This window comes from Micromonospora sp. 067-2, from assembly GCF_046549295.1.
In the GTDB taxonomy this organism is placed as follows: domain Bacteria; phylum Actinomycetota; class Actinomycetes; order Mycobacteriales; family Micromonosporaceae; genus Micromonospora.
On the sequence record NZ_JAJPWB010000005.1, the window covers coordinates 38,753 to 57,892 of the forward strand.

Consider the following 19,140-nt stretch of genomic DNA (forward strand, 5'->3'; position numbering starts at 1 on the left):
CGGTCACATCGCGGTGCGGGCCGACCACAGCTCCGGGAAGACCACCCGGGCCATGCTGCGCTGCAGCCACGCCAGGCCGGCGGAGCCGCCGCTGCCGACCTTGGCGCCCATTGTCCGCTGCACCGCCTTGACGTGGTTCCACCGCCAGTCGCCGAACTCCTCGGCGACCCCGCTCAACGCCTCGCCGAGCAGCCGCAGGTGGTTGTCCGGGCCGGTGTCGCCGTAGATCCGCACCCAGGCCGCCTCGACCGACGGCTGCGGGTCGTGCTCGGCCGCCAGGTCCCTGTTGAGCAGGTCGGCGGGCAGGTCGAAGCCGCGCCGGGCGAGCAACGCCAGCACGTCGTCCCAGAGGCTCGGGGCGGCCAGCGTCGCGGTCAGCGCGGCGTACACCTCGGTCTGCCGGCGGAACGGCCGGATCAGCGTCGTGTCCCGCAACCCGAGCAGGAACTCCAGGTGCCGGTACATGGCCGACTGGAAGCCGGAGCCCTCGCCGAGCAGGTTGCGGAACCGGTTGAAGTCGGCCGGCGTCATCCAGCGCAGGCCCTGCCAGGCGGCGTTGAGCCCCTCCAGGTGCAGCGCGGCGCGGCGCAGGGGAGCCAGCGCTTCCCAGATCTGGTCGGCACGCAGCAGTCGCTGGGTCTCCCGCAGCTCGTGACAGGTCAGCCCGAAGTACAACTCCATGATCTGGCTGACCATCAGGAACGACATCTCGCCCGGGTCGGTGCTGAGCGGCTGCTGCAACTGGTGCAGGGTGCTGGCCTGCACGTACGCGTCATATGGCACCCGCTCGGCGAACTCCAACGTGGGCTCGCCACCATTGCGCGCGGCGCGGGCCGCCCGCTGTCGCGGCGTCACCGGCCGCACCGTGGCGGGGCGGTTCGGCGCCCGCCGCTCCGTCTGATCCACCGTTCGTCTCCCTCCCCCGGACTACCGAGGTCATGATCTCGCGGTCGGATCGGCCCGCGGAATGCCGGATCAACGGCACTTGAGCCGCCTGGTTGCCGAAACGGAGGCAGTTCGGCGAATCAGGTTCACGAAAGTAAGGTCTGAGCGTGGACGACATGGACTGGGCGCTGCTGCGCGAGCTGCAGGCCGACGCCCGCCTCTCCTTCAGCGAGCTGTCGCGGCGGGTGCACCTCTCGCCACCGGCCGTGGCGGAACGGGTCCGCCGGCTCGAAGAGGCCGGGGTGATCATCGGCTACCACGCCCAGGTCGACCTGACCCGGGCCGGCCGCACCGTGGTCGCGCTCATCCGGATGTCCTGCTACGGCGCGCGGTGCATCCTGCACGACCCGGCGGTGGTCGGCTGGCCCGAGATCCTGGAGATCCACCGGATCACCGGGGACGCCTGCAGCATGCTCAAGGTGGCGGCCGGTTCGATCGGCGAGTTCGAGGCGGTCATCGACCGACTCGCCCCGTACGGTCAGCCGTCCAGCACGATGGTCCTGTCCTCCCCGCTGGACTGGCAACCGATCACGCCGCTCCCGGAGACCGGCACCGTCCCCCGGCGCCACTGACCGACCCCACCCCGCCCACCTGCGGGTTTGTCACCCGGCCAACGGGAAAGCAGCGCCCGTGCCCAGGGGAGGGTTCCGGCGGTCGTCGCCGGTAGGGGGAAATCATGCACGCTCTTCGCACGATCAACCGCGCGCTCTCGGCCGTACTGACTCTGGTGGGGCTGGTCGGCGCATTCGTCCTGTGGTCGGTCGCGCCGGCGCACGCCGGTGAGACCACCTTCATCGAGGTGACGCCGAACAGCGCCCCGGCCGGGAGCCGGGTCCAGATCAGGGCGAGCTGCGACAACGACAACAACCGTCAGGCCACCGTGCACTCCGACGCGTTCGGGCACCTGATGCTCAGACCGGACAAGGGCTTCCTGACCGGTTCGATCACCATTCCGGGCAACAAACAGCCCGGCGACTACCAGGTGGAACTGCGCTGCCAGAACGGCCAAACGGCCTCCACCATGTTGACCGTGCTGAACATGGCGTCGCCCAGTAAGGGACCGGCGACCGGGGGCGGCGGCACCGCCAGCGGGCGGGGCACCGGATCGCTGCTGGTGCTCGGTGGCGTGGCACTCGTGGCAGCCACCGTCGCGCTCGGCATGGCCGGCGGCCGGCGGCGTACCGGGGCAGGCTCCTGAGCCGGACACGCCATGACCCGATCCCCCGCGCGTGCGCGGCCGGACCGCGGCGCCCGGTCCCGGGCGGCGCTGCGCGCCTCCGGCCGGCTGGTCGTCCGCGCCTCCGGCCGACTGCGCAGGGTCGCCGGGCAGGCCGTGTCGGCCAGCGTCGCCACCACCGATCCGGCCGCCCACCCGCTGCCGCCGAGCCGCCCGACCGGCTCGTCGTCGCTGCGACGCCGACTCAACAGCGGACCGGGACTGCCGGTGCTGGCCGTCGCCGCGCTGATGGTGCTGATCGTGGCGATGCTCGGCATCGAGCAGGTGACCGGAGTCAGCCTGTTGCCGGACCGGATCGCCGCCGGCCTGCGGCCGCCACCGAAGAAGTTCCCGGTGCTGCCGGCCAGTCGCCCGACCGGCCTCGCCATCGGCGAGATCGGCCTGCAGGCGCCCGTGCACGACGTGGGCATCGCGCCGGACGGCACCATCGCCGTGCCGGACGTGGCCAGAGCCCAGGAGGCCGGCTGGTACGACCAGGGGCCCACACCCGGGCAGTACGGCCCGGCGGTGATCGTCGGGCACGTGGACACCACCACCGGGCCGGCCGTCTTCCACGGGCTGCGCGACCTGCGCTCCGGCGACCGGATCGAGGTCACCCGAAGCGACCACAGCGTGGCCGTCTTCGAGGTGGACTCGGTGGAGCGCTTCGACAAGGGGCGGCTGCCGGTGGACGAGGTGTACGGCGACTTCAGCCGCCCGAGCCTGCGGCTGATCACCTGCGGCGGCCGGTGGGTCGGCGGCGAGACCGGCTACTCGGACAACCTGGTGGTCTTCGCCTCACTGGTGAAAGCTCGTACCGGTTGAGGACCGGGGCGGCAGAGGGGCGAGTTCGACCCCACCTCTGGCCGATCCTGCGGTGCGATCGTCCTCACCAACGATCCCGAGGACATCGCCGCACCTCTCGGCCGCATCGGACGCCAAACCAGGGCTGGTCATCCGCCGCCTCTGACCAAGAGGGACGTCCCGGGTCGAGGTTCGGGGTTGCGCTGCGGCAGGAAATGGCGGGTTTCTGGCCCAGATCCCCAACCGGCTGGCCCCCCGCCGCCCGCTGGACTCTCCGCGACCACGAGATCAGGCGGCCGCTTCGGGCTCCCGCAGGTCGAGCCAGTCGGCCCAGCGCGGATCGGGGGCGCGGTGCCCGAGCACCCGCCAGGCGGTGCCCTTAGGCGCGGCCGGCAACGCGTGCAACCGCCAGCCCAACTCGGCCGGAGTCTTGTCGCCCTTGGTGTGGTTGCAGCGCGCGCACGCGGCGACCACGTTCTCCCAGGCGTGCCGACCGCCGCGGCTGCGCGGGAAGACGTGGTCGATGGTCTCGGCCGGGCCACGACAGTAGGCACACCGCCATCCGTCCCGGGCGAAGATCGCCCGCCGGGACAGCCCGACGTGAGTGCGGTAGGGGACCCGGACGAAGCGGGTCAACCGGACCACCGACGGGACGGGAAGCGCGTCCCGGGCGCTGTGCAGGATGCCCTCGCCGTCGGCGACGCAGACCGCCTTGGCGGAGAGGACGAGGATCGCGGCTCGACGCACCGACACGACACACAGCGGCTCGTAGGTGGCGTTGAGGACCAACGCGCCGGAGCCCACCGTGGGTCGTATGTCAGGCATCGCGCTCACCCTCCCGGTTCAGCGGCTGCTGCGTACCGCCGCCGACCGGGGCCGGGCACGACGGCCCAAACGGTCGACGCCGGCCCATCACCGACGTCCGTTGCGCCAATAGTCCCTGATCGGACCCCGGAATGCACGTACTAATCCGGGGTCCGACATGAAGCTCTTTCCCGCACCTGTCACGATGGCCGGTTCGCCCCGGTCCGGCCCCGCCGTCGGCCGCAGGTCACCCGGCCGGTGGGTCGCCGACGGCCCCGGCGCCTCGTTGCGGTACGAAGACAGGGTGAGCGCCGCCAGCCTGATGCCCCCTGCCCTGTCCACCGCCAAGCCGCCGAACTGTCAGGGCAGCACCTCCTGCGAGTGGCTGTACGACCTGACCAAGTCGGCCTGGTTCGCCGAGGGCAGTTACTGGATCCTGCTCAAGCCGCTGCGGGTGCTGCTGATCGTGGCGCTGGCGATGGTGGCTCGGTGGGCGATGCACCGGACGATCGACCGGCTGGTGCGGACCACCACCGACGGTGCGGTGCCGACGATGCTGCGGCCGCTGCGCGAGCGGGTGCCGACCGCCCCGGTCGACCCGACGGAGTTCGTGCCGGAGCGGCGTCGGCAGCGGGCCGAGGCGATCGGCTCGGTGTTGCGCAGCCTGACCACCGCGTTCGTCTTCGGCATCGCGCTGCTGATGATCCTGCGCGAGTTCAGCTTCGACCTGGCCCCGCTGCTGGCCAGCGCCGGGATCGCCGGCGTCGCGCTGGGCTTCGGTGCGCAGAGCCTGGTCAAGGACCTGATCGCCGGGCTGTTCATGCTGATCGAGGACCAGTACGGCGTGGGCGACACCGTCGACCTGGGCGAGGCCACCGGTGTGGTCGAGTCGGTCGGGCTACGGGTCACCACGGTGCGCGACGGGCGGGGCGTGCTCTGGTACATCCGCAACGGCGAGATCGTCCGGGTGGGCAACAAGAGTCAGGGTTGGGCCCTGGTGGTGGTGGACCTGCCGATCGGCTTCAGCGGCACCGAGGAGGCCACGGCCGTGCTGCGGACCGCGGCTGCCTCGATGGCGCTCGACCCGGAGTTGTCGCCGGAGATCGTGGAGGCACCGGAGGTGCTCGGCGTCGAGCAGATGACGGTGGACGGTGCGGTGATCCGGACGGTGGTGAAGACGAGCGCGGAGGGGCAGTTCTCGGTGGGTCGGGAGTTGCGCCGGCGGCTGGCCGAGGCGCTGGAGAACTCGGGGATCACCGCCCAGATCGCCGCCACCCGCAGTTATCCCGGCATTGCGAACCGGCCCCTGGCCGACGGCGAGACCGGTCAGGGCGGCGCCACCTGACCCGGATGACGGTGTCCGGGCATCGAGGGGTCGCGAGCCGTAGGGCCCCTCAGGTATCGTCCGTTCGTTCAGTCAGGGATGCGACGAACGATCCGTTCGCACTAGCTAGTTGTCAGACGATCGGGCAGAATCCGGCTCAGCGTTCCTGCCGGAGCGTGGTCACATCCTCGCTGATCCGCAGATCTGACGAGCGTTCCCGGCCCGGCTGTCACGAGCGGCCTTCCGGGAGCCGATGGAGGCGACGGTGCCCGACGAGCGACCTTCTGCGGAGGGCCCGGCCACTTTTCGCGACGTGTTCGCCCAACGGGAGTTTCGGGCCGTGCTCGCGGCCGGCGCGCTCTCCTGGGTCGGCGACTACGTCGCGAAGGCCGCGGTCACGCTGCTCGTCTACCAGCAGACCAGGTCCGTCACGCTCTCCGCCGCCGCGTTCGCGGTCAGCTTCCTGCCGTGGCTGCTCGGTGGGCCCCTGCTCGCCGCGCTGGCCGAGCGGCACCCGTACCGGCGGGTGATGGTGACCTGCGACGTGATCCGGATGGCGTTGATGCTGCTCATCGCCATCCCGAACCTGCCGTTCCAGGCCGTTCTGGTGCTCGTCTTCGCCGCCACGCTGGCCAACCCGCCGAGCCAGGCCGCGAAGTCCGCGCTGATGCCGCAGATCCTGGTCGGGGACCGGCTGGTGGTCGGTTTGTCGTTGAACAGCAGCGTGGGACAGGCCGCGCAGGTGATCGGCTACCTGCTCGGCGCGGCCGTCGCGTCGATCAACCCGTCCCTCGCACTGCTGATCAACGCGGTGACCTTCGCCGTCTCCGCACTGCTGGTCCGTTTCGGTGTCCGCGACCGGGTCCCGGTGATGACCTCCGCGCACCGCAGTCACCTGGTCCGCGAGACCGGCCAGGGATTTCAGATCGTGTTCGGTACGCCGGTGCTGCGGGCCATCGCGGTGCTGGTGTTCAGCGCGATGCTCTTCTCGGTCGTCCCCGAGGGGTTGGCCGCCGGCTGGGCCGACCGGCGCAACGATGGCCTGGGCGCGGGCCCGGCCCAGGCGGTGATCATGATGGCCGGCCCGCTCGGGTTCATCCTCGGCGGGCTGCTCGTGAGCCGACTGTTCGGCCCGAGCCGCCGGATGGCCCTGATGCGACCGCTGGCGGTGATCTCCCCGCTGGCGCTGGTGCCGGCTCTGTTCGACCCACCCCCACTCGTGGTGGCGCTGCTCGCGGCTCTCTGCGGGTTCGCGGTCGCCGGCATGCTGCCGATGGCCAACGGGCTGTTCGTCCAGGCGCTGCCCGCCGAGTTCCGGGCCCGCGCCTTCGGTGTGATGGCCACCGGCGTGCAGGTCATCCAGGGCCTGGCGGTGCTCGTCACCGGGTTCCTCGCCGAGCGGTTCTCCATTCCGCTGGTGGTCGGTGTGTGGAGCGCGGCCGGCGTACTGCTGATGGTGGTGGCCGCGCTGCGCTGGCCGGACAAGCAGGCCATGGACAGCGCCATCGCGGCGGCCTCCGCGGCGAACGCCGGGCCGCGGGCCAGCAACCCGGCGCCCAGCAACACACCGGCAGTGCGGGCGTGACCGGACGCACCACTTCCGGGTCGCGCCGGCAGGGTGCCCGCCTGGCAGGATGGAGCGGTGACTTCCGCAGGTGACTCCGACCGGACCGGTGCGTCGACGACCCTCTTCGAAGCGGTCGGCGGCGAGCCCACCTTCCGCAGGCTTGTGGACGAGTTCTACGCCGGCGTCGCCACCGATCCCCTGCTGCGGCCGATGTATCCGGATGATCTGGCCCCTGCGGCGGACCGGATGACGCTGTTCCTGATGCAGTACTGGGGTGGACCGAACACATACTCCGCCCAGCGTGGGCATCCTCGGCTGCGGATGCGGCACGCCCCGTTCCGGATCGGCGCGGCCGAGCGGGACGCCTGGCTGCGGCACATGCGCCACGCCGTGGACCAGCTCGACCTTGAGCCGGAGGTCGCCAGCGCGCTCTGGGACTACCTGGAGCGGGCCGCGTACTTCATGGTCAACGCCATGGAGGACCCGGCCGACGGGGCCTGACGGCCCGCGGCTGCCTCAGAGCAGCGCGCCCTCGTCGTGCAGCCAGTCCACGAAGCTGGTGGCCACCGCGGCGCCGCAGTCGAGCATCTCGACCAGCAGCGCGTCGTGGGTGCCGGCACCGAGCGGCACCTGAAGCTCGGCGTAGATCGGCAGTTGCCCGCGTTCGGTGGGATCACCGATGTAGGCCTTGCAGAACCGCCGGGTGTGGTTCCACTCGTTGACCACCCGGTAGGCCCGGTCGGCCCAGTCCGGGGGAACGGTGGCGTGCGGACGGGCCCGCATCACGAGGATCTCGTCCTCCGGGCCCTCGAGAGCCACCAGGACGGCGTGCCGCTCCCACATGGCCAGCAGGTTGCCGTCGCCGTCGGCCAGGTATCGCACGTCGAGCAGGTCGAGTGCGTCACAGACCCGGCGCAGGCTCACCGGCTCGACGGTGGCCGGCATCTCGGTCAGCGCGGGCCGCTCGTTGGACGGGCAGTCGTCCCCCGGCTGGCGAGGGTTGGGCGGTCCGACCCGGACCGCGCTCTCCACTGTGATCCCGCTTCGGGTTTCCGGATCGCCGCCGTCGGCGGGACCGGGGCGCCATGACCACCACGGCATCGCTCGCGCACCTCACTCCCCAGCGGATCCAGCCGCCTACGGTGCGTTGGATCCGAGCATGGACGGTACCCGGACAGCCGGGTTGAAGCACCCCCCCAACCACCGCCCCAGCCCAGAAGAACGACCAGGGGTCATCCGTTCGGACGAGCCGCCAGGGGCGTCACGGCGAGATCGGTGGCCTTCTGCGACCACGCTGCTCCGTGCGGTCCCACCAGGCCAACCCATCGGCCGGCCACCCGCACCTGGACGGCAGCATCGGCCGGGGCGCCGGCCGGGCCGTCCACCGGCCCGAGGAAGCCCATCCGGACCAGCCCCTGAACCAGTCGTTGCGGCACCTCCACCGGCGCGACCGGGGGGCCGTCCGGGGTGACCAGCACGGCCACGTGGTCGAGCAGCGCGTCGCGCAGCATCCGCTGGCCCACCGCGCGGCCGGCGACGCCGTGCTCACTGGCCGTCCGCAGGGTGCCGGCGGCCGCGTCCGCGATCCGCCGCAGCTCGGCGGCAGGGAGCGCCTCGACCGGCCGGCTGCTCGCCGGCGGCAGCGGCCACCGCCACTGCGCGTCCCGGCGCGTCGGCAGTGCCCCGCCCCCGCGCTCCAGCTCCGCCAGCAGCTCCGTGGCGGCCACGGTGACGTCGGCGGCGGCGCCGTCGGCCGGACCGCCCGCGACCGTGCGGACCACCAGCACCTGCCACGGCAGCCGGGCCCAGAGGGCGACCCGACCGGCGGCGCCGGCCGGCCGCAACCGGACCGGCGCGACCGGATCCAGCCGCACCAGCCGGGCCAGGAAGGCGCCGGCGTCGGCCACACCGGTGACGCCGTGCCCGGCCGTCGACGCCGCCAGCCCGTCCGACCCGGCGGTGCCCGGCCGGGTCACGTCGTGCCGCTCTGCGGGGCGTACGTGAGCAGGAAGTCCCGCTCCTCCGTGCTGATCCGCCGGGGCACCTGACGGGTCAGGTCGAACGGCACCAGCACCGAACGTGCCCGGCTGGCGAGCACCTCGCCGTCGTACAGCTCGTAGGCGACGGTGAAGCGGGAGGCCCGGATCTCCTCCACCCACAGCTCGATCCGGACGGTGGGCGCGGCCACGGCGGTGGCCCGGCCCAGCGCGTAGTCGACCGGGCGCAGGTAGTCCACCTCGTGCCGCCGGATCACCACCCCGTCGGCGAACGAGCCGACCCCCCAGGCCCGGCCGCCTGCGAACATCAACGCCACCCGCGCCTCCTCGTAGAGCGTGAGGAAGCGCGAGTTGTTGACGTGGCCGTACGCGTCCAGGTCGGACCACCGCAGCGTGCAGTGGTAGACGAACCGGTCAGACACCGTGTCGCCCGATCAGTCGCGGGTCAGCTTGCGGTAGGTCACCCGGTGCGGCCGGGCGGCCTCCGCGCCGAGGCGGTCGATCTTGTTCTTCTCGTACGCCTCGAAGTTGCCCTCGAACCAGAACCACCTGGCCGGGTCCTGGTCGTCGCCCTCCCAGGCCAGGATGTGCGTGGAGACCCGGTCCAGGAACATCCGGTCGTGCGAGATGACCACGGCGCAACCGGGGAACTCCAGCAGCGCGTTCTCCAGGCTGGAGAGGGTCTCCACGTCCAGGTCGTTGGTGGGCTCGTCGAGCAGGATCACGTTGCCGCCGATCTTCAGCGTCAGCGCCAGGTTGAGCCGGTTGCGCTCGCCGCCGGAGAGCACCTTGGTCGGCTTCTGCTGGTCCGGTCCCTTGAAGCCGAACGCGGCGATGTACGCCCGCGACGGCATCTCGACCTTGCCGACCATCAGGTAGTCCAAGCCGTCGGAGACGACCTCCCAGACGGTCTTGTCGCCGTCGAGGCCCTGCCGGTTCTGGTCGACGTACGACAGCGAGACGGTGGGGCCGACGCGGACCTCGCCGTCGGTCGGCTGCTCCAGCCCGACGATGGTCTTGAACAGCGTGGTCTTGCCGACACCGTTGGGGCCGATGATGCCGACGATGCCGTTGCGCGGCAGCGAGAACGACAGGCCGTCGATCAGCAACCGGTCACCGAAGCCCTTGCTGAGGCTCTGCGACTCGATCACGGTGCTGCCCAGGCGCGGACCCGGCGGGATCTGGATCTCCTCGAAGTCCAGTTTGCGGGTCTTCTCCGCCTCGGTGGCCATCTCGTCGTACCGGTCCAGGCGGGCCTTGGACTTAGTCTGGCGGGCCTTGGCGTTGGAGCGGACCCACTCCAGTTCCTCGGTGAGGCGCTTCTTCATCTTGGCGTCGCGACGGCCCTCGACGGCCAGGCGGGCCGCCTTCTTCTCCAGGTACGTGGAGTAGTTGCCCTCGTAGCCGATGGCGCGGCCGCGGTCCAGCTCCAGGATCCAGCCGGCCACCTTGTCCAGGAAGTACCGGTCGTGGGTGATCGCCATGACGGTGCCGGCGTACTTGGCCAGGTGCTGCTCCAGCCAGGAGACGCTCTCCGCGTCCAGGTGGTTGGTCGGCTCGTCGAGCAGCAGCAGGTCGGGCGCCTCCAGCAGCAGCTTGCAGAGCGCGACGCGGCGGCGCTCACCACCGGAGAGCTGGGTGACGTCGGCGTCCGGCGGCGGGCAGCGCAGGGCGTCCATGGCCAGCTCGAGCTTGGAGTCGACGTCCCACGCGTCGAGGTGGTCGAGCTCCTCCTGGAGCTTGCCCATCTCCTCCATCAGCTCGTCGGAGTAGTCGGTGGCCATCTGCTCGGCGATCTTGTTGAACCGCTCCAGCTTGGCCTTGGTCTCGGCGACCGCCTCCTCGACGTTGCCGAGGACGGTCTTGGCGTCGTTGAGCGGGGGCTCCTGGGCGAGCATGCCGACGGTGTAGCCGGGCATCAGCCGGGCATCGCCGTTGCTCGGCTTGTCCAGTCCTGCCATGATCTTGAGGAGGCTGGACTTACCGGCGCCGTTCGGGCCGACCACACCGATCTTGGCCCCCGGCAGGAAGCTCAGCGTCACGTTGTCGAGCACGATCTTGTCGCCGTGCGCCTTGCGCGCCTTTTCCAGGACGTAGATGTACTGGGCCACGGTGCGGGCTACCTCCGTCGATTTACTGTCGCCTGATCGGCGGCGCGGCGCGGGCTGAGAGAACCGCCCGCCGCCGTCGGCCGGGAGCCGGCCGCACGCACGCCATCGTCAATCCTGACAGGTACGCGGCGCTTCGCCCACATCACCCCGCCCCAGCAGTACGCGGCGAGCCCCGTCGCCGGCGCCGGTATTACTGGCCAGCGTCGCGAGTATGACCAAGAAGATTGCCATCAGTGTCCCCGACGACGTCGCGGAAGGGTCGGCCAAGGAGCTGACCTGGCTCAGGCGGCACTGGAGGCGGCACGAGCGACGACGCCGATCATGACGGATCAGCGGGAGCTGCTGGGCGAGGCGCTGCCCAGGGAATGGCCGATCATCGACCTCTGACGGCGTCCTGTCGACAAGATCACGATCGGGATTCCAGCGACCGTGGGACGGGTAGGGCACTCCGGCACAAGGGCCCAGAGGCCGCAGCTACGCTCAGTACGCTCAGCGCGGTGGACCCGTCAGTACCCGGAGGTGGCCGATCGTGACCGTCCGTAGCTCCTTTGTCGTCGTGGCGAACCGTCTGCCGGTCGACGAGGTGAGCACACCCGAGGGACGGCAGTGGCGACGCAGCCCAGGCGGGCTGGTCACCGCGCTGCATCCCGTGCTGGCCGAACAACAGGGGACCTGGGTCGGCTGGGCCGGTGGCACCGGCGCCGCCCCCGAGCCGTTCGACCTGGAGGGGATCCGGCTGCACCCGGTTCCGCTCAGCGCCGAGGAGTTGGAGCGGTACTACGAGGGTCAGTCCAACGCGACGATCTGGCCGCTCTATCACGACGCCGTCGAGACGCCGGCCTACAAGCGCCGCTGGCGGGAGGCGTACCGCCTGGTCAACGCGCGATTCGCGGAGGCTGCGGCAGAGGTCGCGGCCGAGGGCGCGACGGTCTGGGTGCAGGATTACCAGCTTCAGCTGGTCCCGGCGATGCTGCGCGAGCTGCGTCCGGACCTGCGGATCGGCTTCTTCCTGCACATCCCGTTCCCGCCGATCGAGCTGTTCATGCAGATGCCGTTCCGCACCGAGATCCTGCGCGGTCTGCTCGGGGCCGACCTGGTCGGTTTCCAGCAGCGGCTGGCCGCGCAGAACTTCGTCCGGCTGGCCCGGCACCTGCTCGGGCTGCGCTACGAGGGGCAGATGATCCAGGTCGACGGGCGGCAGGTGAAGGCGGGCGCGTTCCCCATCTCGATCGACACCCAGGAGATGGAGCGGATGGCCGCCGACCCGGCGATCCAGGCCCGGGCCAAGCAGATCCGCGCGGAGCTCGGCGACCCGAAGACGATAATCCTGGGCGTCGACCGGCTGGACTACACCAAGGGCATCGAGTTGCGGCTGAAGGCCTTCCGCGAGCTGCTGGCTGACGGAAAGCTGACAGTTCCCGACGCGGTCATGGTGCAGGTGGCCACTCCCAGCCGGGAGCGCGTCGAGCACTACCAGGCGCTTCGGGTCAAGGTGGAGCGCGAGGTCGGTCGGATCAACGGCGAATTCGGCAGGGTCGGCGTGCCTGCGGTGCACTATCTGCATCAGTCGTACAGTCGCAGTGAACTGGCCGCGATGTACGTCGCCGCCGACGTGATGATGGTGACCCCGCTGCGAGACGGAATGAATCTGGTAGCCAAGGAGTACGTCGCATCGCGCGCCGACCAGGGTGGCGCGCTCGTGCTCAGTGAATTCGCCGGCGCCGCAACGGAGCTGCGCCAGGCCTTTCTGTGTAACCCGCACGACCCGGACGCGGTCAAGGACGCCCTGCTCCGGGCCGTGCACGTGGAGAAAACCGAGGCGCGCCGCCGGATGCGGACAATGCAACGTCACCTGCGTACCCACGACGTGGGGCACTGGGCCAAGTCTTTCCTCTCCGAGCTCGGAGTTTCCGAGACGGAGGCCGCGTGAACACGTCCGTCAACGACGGAGCGGCGATCGCCACCGGGGTGATGGATCCCGAGTTGCGTGCCGCCATCGGGCGGATCGCCCGGATCCCCCAGCTCCTGGTCGCCTGCGACTACGACGGCACACTGGCGCCGATCGTGGAGGACCCGAGCACCGCCGTACCGCTGCCCGAGTCGGTGGCCGCGGTCCGCGCGCTCGCCGCGCTGCCGCAGACCACCGTGGCGGTCGTCTCCGGCCGGGCGCTGCGCGACCTGGCCGCACTGTCCCGGCTGCCCAGCGAGGTGCACCTCGTCGGCAGCCACGGCTCCGAGTTCGACATCGGCTTCGTCGAGCGGCTCTCCCCCGAGCTGGTCGCCGTGCGCACCCGGGTACGGAACGCGCTGCGCGAGATCGCCGCCGAACACCCCGGCATCCGGCTGGAACGCAAGCCGGCAAGCGTCGCCGTGCACACCCGCGGGGTCGACCCGCAGATCGCCGGCGCGGCCATCGAGGCGGTCCGCAGCGGCCCGGCCACCTGGGACGGCGTCACGGTCACCCAGGGCAAGGAGGTCATCGAACTCTCCGTGGTGGCCACCCACAAGGGCACCGCGGTCGACCAGCTGCGGACCCAGCTCTCGGCCAGCGCGGTGCTCTTCATCGGCGACGACGTGACCGACGAGAACGCGTTCGGCAACCTGCACGGGCCGGATCTCGGCATCAAGATCGGCCCGGGGGACACCCAGGCCACCTACCGGGTGGCCGAGCCGCTCGAGGCGGCCCGCGCGCTCGCGCTGCTGCTGGAGACCCGGCGGCACTGGCTCTTCGGCGAGCGTGCCGTGCCGATCGAGCGGCACTCCATGCTGGCCAACGGCCGTACCGTCGCGCTGCTCACCCCCGAGGCCAAGGTCAGCTGGCTCTGCCACCCCAAGCCGGACTCGGCGGCGATCTTCGCCGACCTGGTCGGTGGCAGCCCGGCCGGTCACTTCAGCGTGGCACCGGAACGCGGGGGCATCCCGCTGGGTCAGCGCTACCGCTCCGGCACGATGACCGTGGAGACCCGCTGGTCCGGGCTGACCGTCACCGACTGGCTGGACAAGCCGGCCCAGGAGACCACCCCGGAGGGCCCGCCGGTGGTCACCGGCGACTCGACCCTCATCCGGGTGCTCACCGGCCACGGCAAAGCCCGTGTGGAGTTCGCGCCGCGCCCCGAGTTCGGTCAGGTCGCCGTGCAGATGCAGCCGCTCGGTGACGGCCTGCTGGTGCTCGGCTCCAACGAGCCCGTCGCGCTCTACTCCCCCGGCGTCGAGTGGACGGTCGGGAACGACGGCGGGTACGAGACCGCCAAGGCCGTCGTCGACCTCTCCGCCGCCGGCGGGCAGGTCGTGCTGGAGCTGCGCTTCGGCACGCACAGCCTGGAGCACCACCGGGTGCCGATCCACGAGCGGCAGGCCGCGGCCGAGCAGCCGTGGAAGGACTGGGTTGCCTCGCTGCGGCTGCCGTCCACCGCCCGTGACCTCGTCGCCCGCAGCGCGCTCACCCTGCGCGGGCTCTGCCACGAGGCGACCGGCTCGATCCTGGCCGCGGCCACCACCTCGCTCCCCGAGGAGCTGGGCGGCGTCCGCAACTGGGACTACCGCTACTGCTGGCTCCGCGACGCGGCACTGACCGCCCGCGCGCTGGTCGACCTGGGCTCCCTCGGCGAGGCCGAGGGTCTGCTGCGCTGGGTGGACGGCTGCATCGAGCGGACCGGTGGGCACCCGGAGCGGCTGCACCCGCTCTACACCATCGACGGCTACGAACTGGGCGCCGAGGCGGTCATCGACACCCTGCCCGGGTACGCCGGCTCCCGGCCGGTCCGGGTCGGCAACCTCGCCAACCACCAGCTCCAACTGGACGTCTTCGGCCCGATCGCCGACCTGATCGCGGCCGTCGCCGACGCCCGTGGCTCGGTACGCGAGGACGAGTGGCGGGTGCTGGACAACATGGTCGAGGCGGTCCGCCGCCGCTGGCACGAGCCCGACCACGGCATCTGGGAGGCCCGGCTGCCACCCCGGCACCACATCTTCTCGAAGGTGATGTGCTGGATGACCGTCGACCGGGCGCTGCACGTGATGCGTCAGCACGGTGGCGAGGACCGGCCCGAGTGGGTGGAACTGCGCGACCGGATCGGCGCGAACGTGCTGGAGCACGGTTGGCACCCCGAGGTCGAGGCGTACAGCGTCGCGTACGGCGACGAGGACATGGACGCCTCGTCGCTCTGGATCGGGCTCTCCGGTCTGCTTCCGGGCGACGACCCTCGCTTCCTGTCCACCGTCCTGCGCATCGAGGCGGACCTGCGGAGCGGCCCGGTCGTCTACCGCTACCACTGGGACGACGGCCTGCCCGGCCGCGAGGGCGGCTTCCACATCTGCACGGCGTGGCTGATCGAGGCGTACCTGCGCACCGGCCGCCGCACCGACGCCGAGGAGCTTTTCGCGCAGATGGTGCTCACCGCCGGCCCGACCGGGCTGCTTCCTGAGCAGTACGACCCGCTCGCCGAGCGCGGATTGGGCAACCATCCGCAGGCGTACAGCCACCTCGGTCTGATCCGCTGCGCCCTGCTGCTGGACAACATGCTCAAGCAGTAGTCGACAGCCTGCACGACGACGTGGCCGGAGCGCTTGCGCTCCGGCCACGTCGTCGATTCGACCCCGCCGATCGGTGGCTGCGCCGGCTGGCACCGGTCACCCGAGCGCCACCGCCCTGGCGCCCGCGCTCGCGCTCGGCCTCGCCCCTCGGCCTCGGCCTCGGCCTCGCCCTCGCCCTCGGCCGACCCTTTGCTCTGCTTCACCCGGCGCACCACAAACACCTTCGTCCTGTTGCGTCGGGTGAAGCAGAGCAAAGGGCGCCCGGGAACCACCCGATCCTCGTGCCGAAGGTGCGACCCCACCATCCTGGATGAGGCTCCGGAGCGATGAGCGACGACAGCCGAACCGGGCAACAGGCAGCCCGCACTCCCGGCCCGTCAGGCGTCGAGTGCACCCACCACATCGCCCACCACGACGACGGCGGGCGGGCGCAGGTCGGCGGCGACCGCATCGGCGGCCACCGCGCCGAGGGTGGACCGCAGCGACCGTTGCGCGCCCGTCGTGCCCTCCTGGACGACGGCGGCCGGCGTCTGCGGCGACCGACCGTGGGCGATCAGGGTTGCCGTGATGGCGGCCAGGTTCTGCAGGCCCATCATGATCACTAGCGTCCCGCGTAGACCGGCGAGGGCCTCCCAGCGCACCAGCGAGGCCGGCGAGTCGGGCGCGAGGTGCCCGGAGACCACGGTGAACTCGTGCACCACCGACCGGTGGGTCACCGGAATACCGGCTGCCGCCGGTGCCGCGATCGAGCTGGTCACCCCCGGGACCACGGTCACCGGAACGCCGGCGGCCGCGCAGGCCAGCAGCTCCTCGCCGCCCCGGCCGAAGACGTAGGGATCGCCACCCTTGAGTCGCACCACGGAGGCACCGGCGAGGGCCCGGTCGACCAGGATCCGGTTGATCTCCTCCTGGGTCCGGGACGGGCCGTAGGGGATCTTCGAGGCGTCCACCAGCTCGACGTCGGCGCGCAGTTCGTCCAGCAGCAGGCCGGGCACCAGCCGGTCGGCGACGACCACGTCGGCCTCGGTGAGCAGCCGCCAGCCCCTAACCGTGATCAGCTCCGGGTCACCCGGTCCCGCCCCGACGAGGGCCACCCGCCCGATCTGGCCCCCGTCGGCTGTCCCGGCCGCGCCGCCTGTCGCGGCGGTATCGGGCCGATCGCGCGTCGGAGCGGCACCGTGCGTCGGAGCGGCATCCAGCGGGGTCAGGCGGGCGGTGAGCAGCTCGCGGATGGCGTCGCGGACGTTCATCGCCCGTCGGGGGTCGCCGCCGCCGAGCACGGCCACGGTGACCGGGCCGTGCCGGGTCACCGCCGGGGTCCAGGCCGTGGCGGCCGTCCGGTCGTCGGCCCGGACGCAGAAGATCCGACGTTCGGCGGCGGCGACGCTCACCGACTCGGCGGCCACCGGATCGTCGACCGCCACCTGGACGAGCCACGCGCCGTCCAGGTCCTCGGGCGCGAACCGCCGCTCTGCCCAGCGCAGCCGGCCCGCGTCCGCCCGGGCACGCAGCGCCGGGGTCAGCTCCGGTGCCACCAGCAGGACGTCCGCGCCGGCGTCCAGCAGCGCCGGCACCCGTCGGGTGGCGACCGCGCCACCGCCCACCACGACCACCCGCCGCCCGTCCAGCCGCAGACCGAGGGGGTACGGGTTGCTCACTTCTCGGCCACCCCGGCGGAGTCGAAGGTGGCCACCTCGTGCAGCACCCGGACCGCGCCGGTGACAACCGGCAGGGCCAGCAGCGCGCCGGTGCCCTCACCGAGGCGCAGTCCCAGGTCGATCAGCGGGTCGAGGCCGAGGTGGCGCAGCGCCACCGTCGCGCCCGGCTCGGCCGAGCGGTGACCCGCGATCATGGCGCCGACCGCGTCCGGGGCGAACGCCGCGGCGGCGAGCGCGGCGGAGACCGCGATCACGCCGTCCAGCAGCACCGGTGTGCGGCGGGCCGCGGCACCCAGGATCAGCCCGGCCAGCGCGGCGTGCTCCAGTCCGCCGACGGCGGCCAGCACACCCAGCGGGTCGGCCCGGTCGGGCGCGTGCCGGGCCAGCGCGGCCCGCACCACCGCCACCTTCCGGGCGTACGTCGGGTCGTCGACCCCGGTGCCCCGGCCGGTGGCGTCGAGCGGGTCGGCCCCGGTGAACGCGGCGATCAGCGCGGCTGCCGGGGTCGTGTTGCCGATGCCCATGTCCCCGGTGAGCAGGATGCCGGCACCGGCGTCGATCAGCTCGTCGGCGATCCGGATCCCCGTCCGCACCGCCGCCTCCGCCTCGTCCCGGGTGAGCGCGGCGGTCACCGCGAGGTCCCGGGTGCCCCGGCGCACGGTCGCGGCGACGAACCGCGGCGCGGACGGGTCGAGGGCCGGGCTGGCCGGGGCGGGCCCGACGGGAAGCGGGGTGGCCACGCCGACGTCGACCACGGTGACCGAGGCGCCGGCCTGCCGGGCGAACGCGTTGACGACGGCCCCGCCAGCGAGGAAGTTGCCGATCATCTGCGCGGTGACCTCCTGCGGCCACGGGGTCACCCGCTGGGCGTGCACCCCGTGGTCACCGGCGAAGATCGCCACCGCGGCCCGCTCGGGCACCGGAGGCGGGCAGGTCGCGGCCAGGCCGGCGAGGCGTACCGACAGCTCCTCCAGCGCGCCCAGCGAACCCGCCGGCTTGGTCAGCCGGCCGTGCAGCTCGCGGGCGTCGGCCATGGCCGCCTCGTCCAGCGGGCGGATCGCCGCGATCGTGGTCTCCAGCATCATGCCTCCATGGTCTCTCGTAGCACCTCGACGAATGCGTCGGTGGTGGATTGGTCGCGCACCGCCACCCGCAGCCAGTCCGGGCCGAGGCCGGGAAAGGTGTCGCCCCGGCGTACCGCCCAGCCCCGGTCGCGCAGGGCCGCCCGGATCCGGCCCGCGCCAGCCAGGTGCAGCAGCACGAACGCGCTGGCCGGGCGGCCGGCGACGCGTACCCCGGGCAGGTAGGCCAGGCGGGCCACCAGGTGGTCGCGGTCGGCGGCGAGTTCGGCGGCGATCGCGCGTTCGGCCCGGACCGCGACCGGGGTGGCGCAGGCCGACGCGGCGGCCAGCGCGGGTGTGGAGACGGCCCAGAGCGGCTGGACGGCGGCCAGCCGGGACAGGAGATCCGGCGCGCCGAGCAGGTAGCCGATCCGCAGGCCGGCCAGACCCCAGGTCTTGGTCAGGCTGCGCACCACGAGCAGCCCGGGCAGGTCACGCCTTTCCGCGAGCGACTCCGGCTCGCCGGGCCGCCCGGTGACCGCCGTGGTGTCGGCGAACGCCTCGTCGATCACCAGCACCCGGCCGGGGCGGGCCAACGCGGCCAGGGTCCGCGCCGGGTGCAGCACCGAGGTGGGGTTCGTCGGGTTGCCGATCATCACGAGGTCGGCATCGGCGGGAACCCGGTCCGGGTCGAGACGGAAGTCCTCGGCAGGGTCCAGCAGCACCCGCTCCACCTGGTGCCCGGCGGCCCGCAGCGCCGCCTCCGGCTCGGTGAACTGGGGGTGCACCACCACCGGCCGGCGGACGCCGCGCAGCGCCTGGGCGATCAGCACGAAGCCCTCGGCCGCGCCGGCGGTGAGCAGTACCTCGTCCGGGTGACGCCGGTGCCGGGCGGCGACCGCGGCACGGGCCGGCGCCGGGTCCGGGTAGCGGGCCAGGTCGGTGAGGGTGTCGGCGATCGGACCGGCCAGCCAGGTCGGCATCGGCGCCCGGCGTACGTTGACGGCGAGGTCGATCAGGCCGGCGCTCGCCTCCGCGTCGCCGTGGTGGGCCAGGTCCGGCTCACAGGCGCCCACGGAACCGGCGACCGGCGTCGGCGCGCTCGGCTGATCAGACATGT

At 72.3% G+C, this 19,140-nt stretch carries 17 protein-coding genes; 8 read left to right on the plus strand and 9 right to left on the minus strand.

What is annotated here, in order from left to right; genetic code table 11:
• Positions 1-3: 3 nt before the first annotated feature.
• Positions 4-906: a tryptophan 2,3-dioxygenase gene (locus ACLJN9_RS12970; RefSeq protein ID WP_410811495.1), complete on the minus strand. Its 903-nt coding sequence runs from the start codon at positions 904-906 to the stop codon at positions 4-6.
• A gap of 146 nt (positions 907-1,052) precedes the next feature.
• Between ACLJN9_RS12970 and ACLJN9_RS12975 the strand changes: the two genes are divergently transcribed.
• From ACLJN9_RS12975 to ACLJN9_RS12985, 3 genes are all read left to right on the plus strand, one after another.
• A complete protein-coding gene (locus ACLJN9_RS12975; protein ID WP_410811496.1) occupies positions 1,053-1,517 on the plus strand; it encodes an Lrp/AsnC family transcriptional regulator in 465 nt (154 codons plus the stop codon).
• A 104-nt stretch (positions 1,518-1,621) separates the two neighbouring features.
• On the plus strand, positions 1,622-2,143 hold the full coding sequence (locus ACLJN9_RS12980; RefSeq protein ID WP_410811497.1) for a hypothetical protein: 522 nt from the start codon (positions 1,622-1,624) through the stop codon (positions 2,141-2,143).
• 69 nt (positions 2,144-2,212) lie between these two features.
• Positions 2,213-2,986 carry a class F sortase gene (locus ACLJN9_RS12985; RefSeq protein WP_410811972.1) on the plus strand — a complete coding sequence of 258 codons (774 nt, stop codon included), beginning with the start codon at positions 2,213-2,215 and terminating at the stop codon, positions 2,984-2,986.
• A 267-nt stretch (positions 2,987-3,253) separates the two neighbouring features.
• Here ACLJN9_RS12985 and ACLJN9_RS12990 read toward each other — a convergent pair whose 3' ends face one another.
• Entirely contained in the window at positions 3,254-3,790 is a 537-nt protein-coding gene (locus ACLJN9_RS12990; protein ID WP_410811498.1) for an HNH endonuclease, read from the minus strand.
• A 301-nt stretch (positions 3,791-4,091) separates the two neighbouring features.
• On the opposite strand from ACLJN9_RS12990, the gene ACLJN9_RS12995 reads away from it, so the two are divergent.
• From ACLJN9_RS12995 to ACLJN9_RS13005, 3 genes are all read left to right on the plus strand, one after another.
• Positions 4,092-5,114 carry a mechanosensitive ion channel family protein gene (locus ACLJN9_RS12995; protein ID WP_410811973.1) on the plus strand — a complete coding sequence of 341 codons (1,023 nt, stop codon included), beginning with the start codon at positions 4,092-4,094 and terminating at the stop codon, positions 5,112-5,114.
• Positions 5,115-5,346: 232 nt separating this feature from the next.
• The gene (locus tag ACLJN9_RS13000) at positions 5,347-6,678 is read left to right on the plus strand and encodes an MFS transporter (protein ID WP_410811499.1); all 1,332 of its coding nucleotides are present in this window, start codon (positions 5,347-5,349) and stop codon (positions 6,676-6,678) included.
• 57 nt (positions 6,679-6,735) lie between these two features.
• The gene (locus ACLJN9_RS13005; RefSeq protein WP_410811500.1) at positions 6,736-7,161 is read left to right on the plus strand and encodes a globin; all 426 of its coding nucleotides are present in this window, start codon (positions 6,736-6,738) and stop codon (positions 7,159-7,161) included.
• 15 nt (positions 7,162-7,176) lie between these two features.
• Here ACLJN9_RS13005 and ACLJN9_RS13010 read toward each other — a convergent pair whose 3' ends face one another.
• From ACLJN9_RS13010 to ettA, 4 genes are all read right to left on the minus strand, one after another.
• A complete protein-coding gene (locus tag ACLJN9_RS13010; RefSeq protein WP_410811501.1) occupies positions 7,177-7,761 on the minus strand; it encodes a YbjN domain-containing protein in 585 nt (194 codons plus the stop codon).
• A gap of 131 nt (positions 7,762-7,892) precedes the next feature.
• Positions 7,893-8,636, minus strand: a complete 744-nt coding sequence (locus ACLJN9_RS13015) for a hypothetical protein (protein ID WP_410811502.1) — start codon at positions 8,634-8,636, stop codon at positions 7,893-7,895.
• Entirely contained in the window at positions 8,633-9,079 is a 447-nt protein-coding gene (locus ACLJN9_RS13020) for an acyl-CoA thioesterase (protein ID WP_410811503.1), read from the minus strand. The genes ACLJN9_RS13015 and ACLJN9_RS13020 overlap by 4 nt, the downstream gene beginning before the upstream one ends.
• A 12-nt stretch (positions 9,080-9,091) precedes the next feature.
• A complete protein-coding gene (ettA, locus tag ACLJN9_RS13025) occupies positions 9,092-10,768 on the minus strand; it encodes an energy-dependent translational throttle protein EttA (protein ID WP_410811504.1) in 1,677 nt (558 codons plus the stop codon).
• Between the two features lie 529 nt (positions 10,769-11,297).
• On the opposite strand from ettA, the gene ACLJN9_RS13030 reads away from it, so the two are divergent.
• A complete protein-coding gene (locus ACLJN9_RS13030; RefSeq protein ID WP_410811505.1) occupies positions 11,298-12,698 on the plus strand; it encodes a trehalose-6-phosphate synthase in 1,401 nt (466 codons plus the stop codon).
• 41 nt (positions 12,699-12,739) lie between these two features.
• Positions 12,740-15,301: a trehalose-phosphatase gene (gene otsB / locus ACLJN9_RS13035; RefSeq protein ID WP_410811974.1), complete on the plus strand. Its 2,562-nt coding sequence runs from the start codon at positions 12,740-12,742 to the stop codon at positions 15,299-15,301.
• Positions 15,302-15,678: 377 nt separating this feature from the next.
• Here otsB and cobA read toward each other — a convergent pair whose 3' ends face one another.
• The 3 genes from cobA to cobC are packed head-to-tail and all read right to left on the minus strand — an operon-like array spanning position 15,679 to position 19,138.
• A complete protein-coding gene (gene cobA / locus ACLJN9_RS13040; RefSeq protein WP_410811506.1) occupies positions 15,679-16,959 on the minus strand; it encodes a uroporphyrinogen-III C-methyltransferase in 1,281 nt (426 codons plus the stop codon).
• Positions 16,956-18,041 (minus strand): nicotinate-nucleotide--dimethylbenzimidazole phosphoribosyltransferase, encoded by a 1,086-nt coding sequence (gene cobT / locus ACLJN9_RS13045; RefSeq protein WP_410811975.1) that lies wholly within the window; start codon positions 18,039-18,041, stop codon positions 16,956-16,958. The genes cobA and cobT overlap by 4 nt, the downstream gene beginning before the upstream one ends.
• Positions 18,041-19,138, minus strand: coding sequence for an Rv2231c family pyridoxal phosphate-dependent protein CobC (cobC, locus tag ACLJN9_RS13050; RefSeq protein WP_410811507.1), 1,098 nt, complete (start codon positions 19,136-19,138; stop codon positions 18,041-18,043). The genes cobT and cobC overlap by 1 nt, the downstream gene beginning before the upstream one ends.
• Positions 19,139-19,140: the final 2 nt, after the last annotated feature.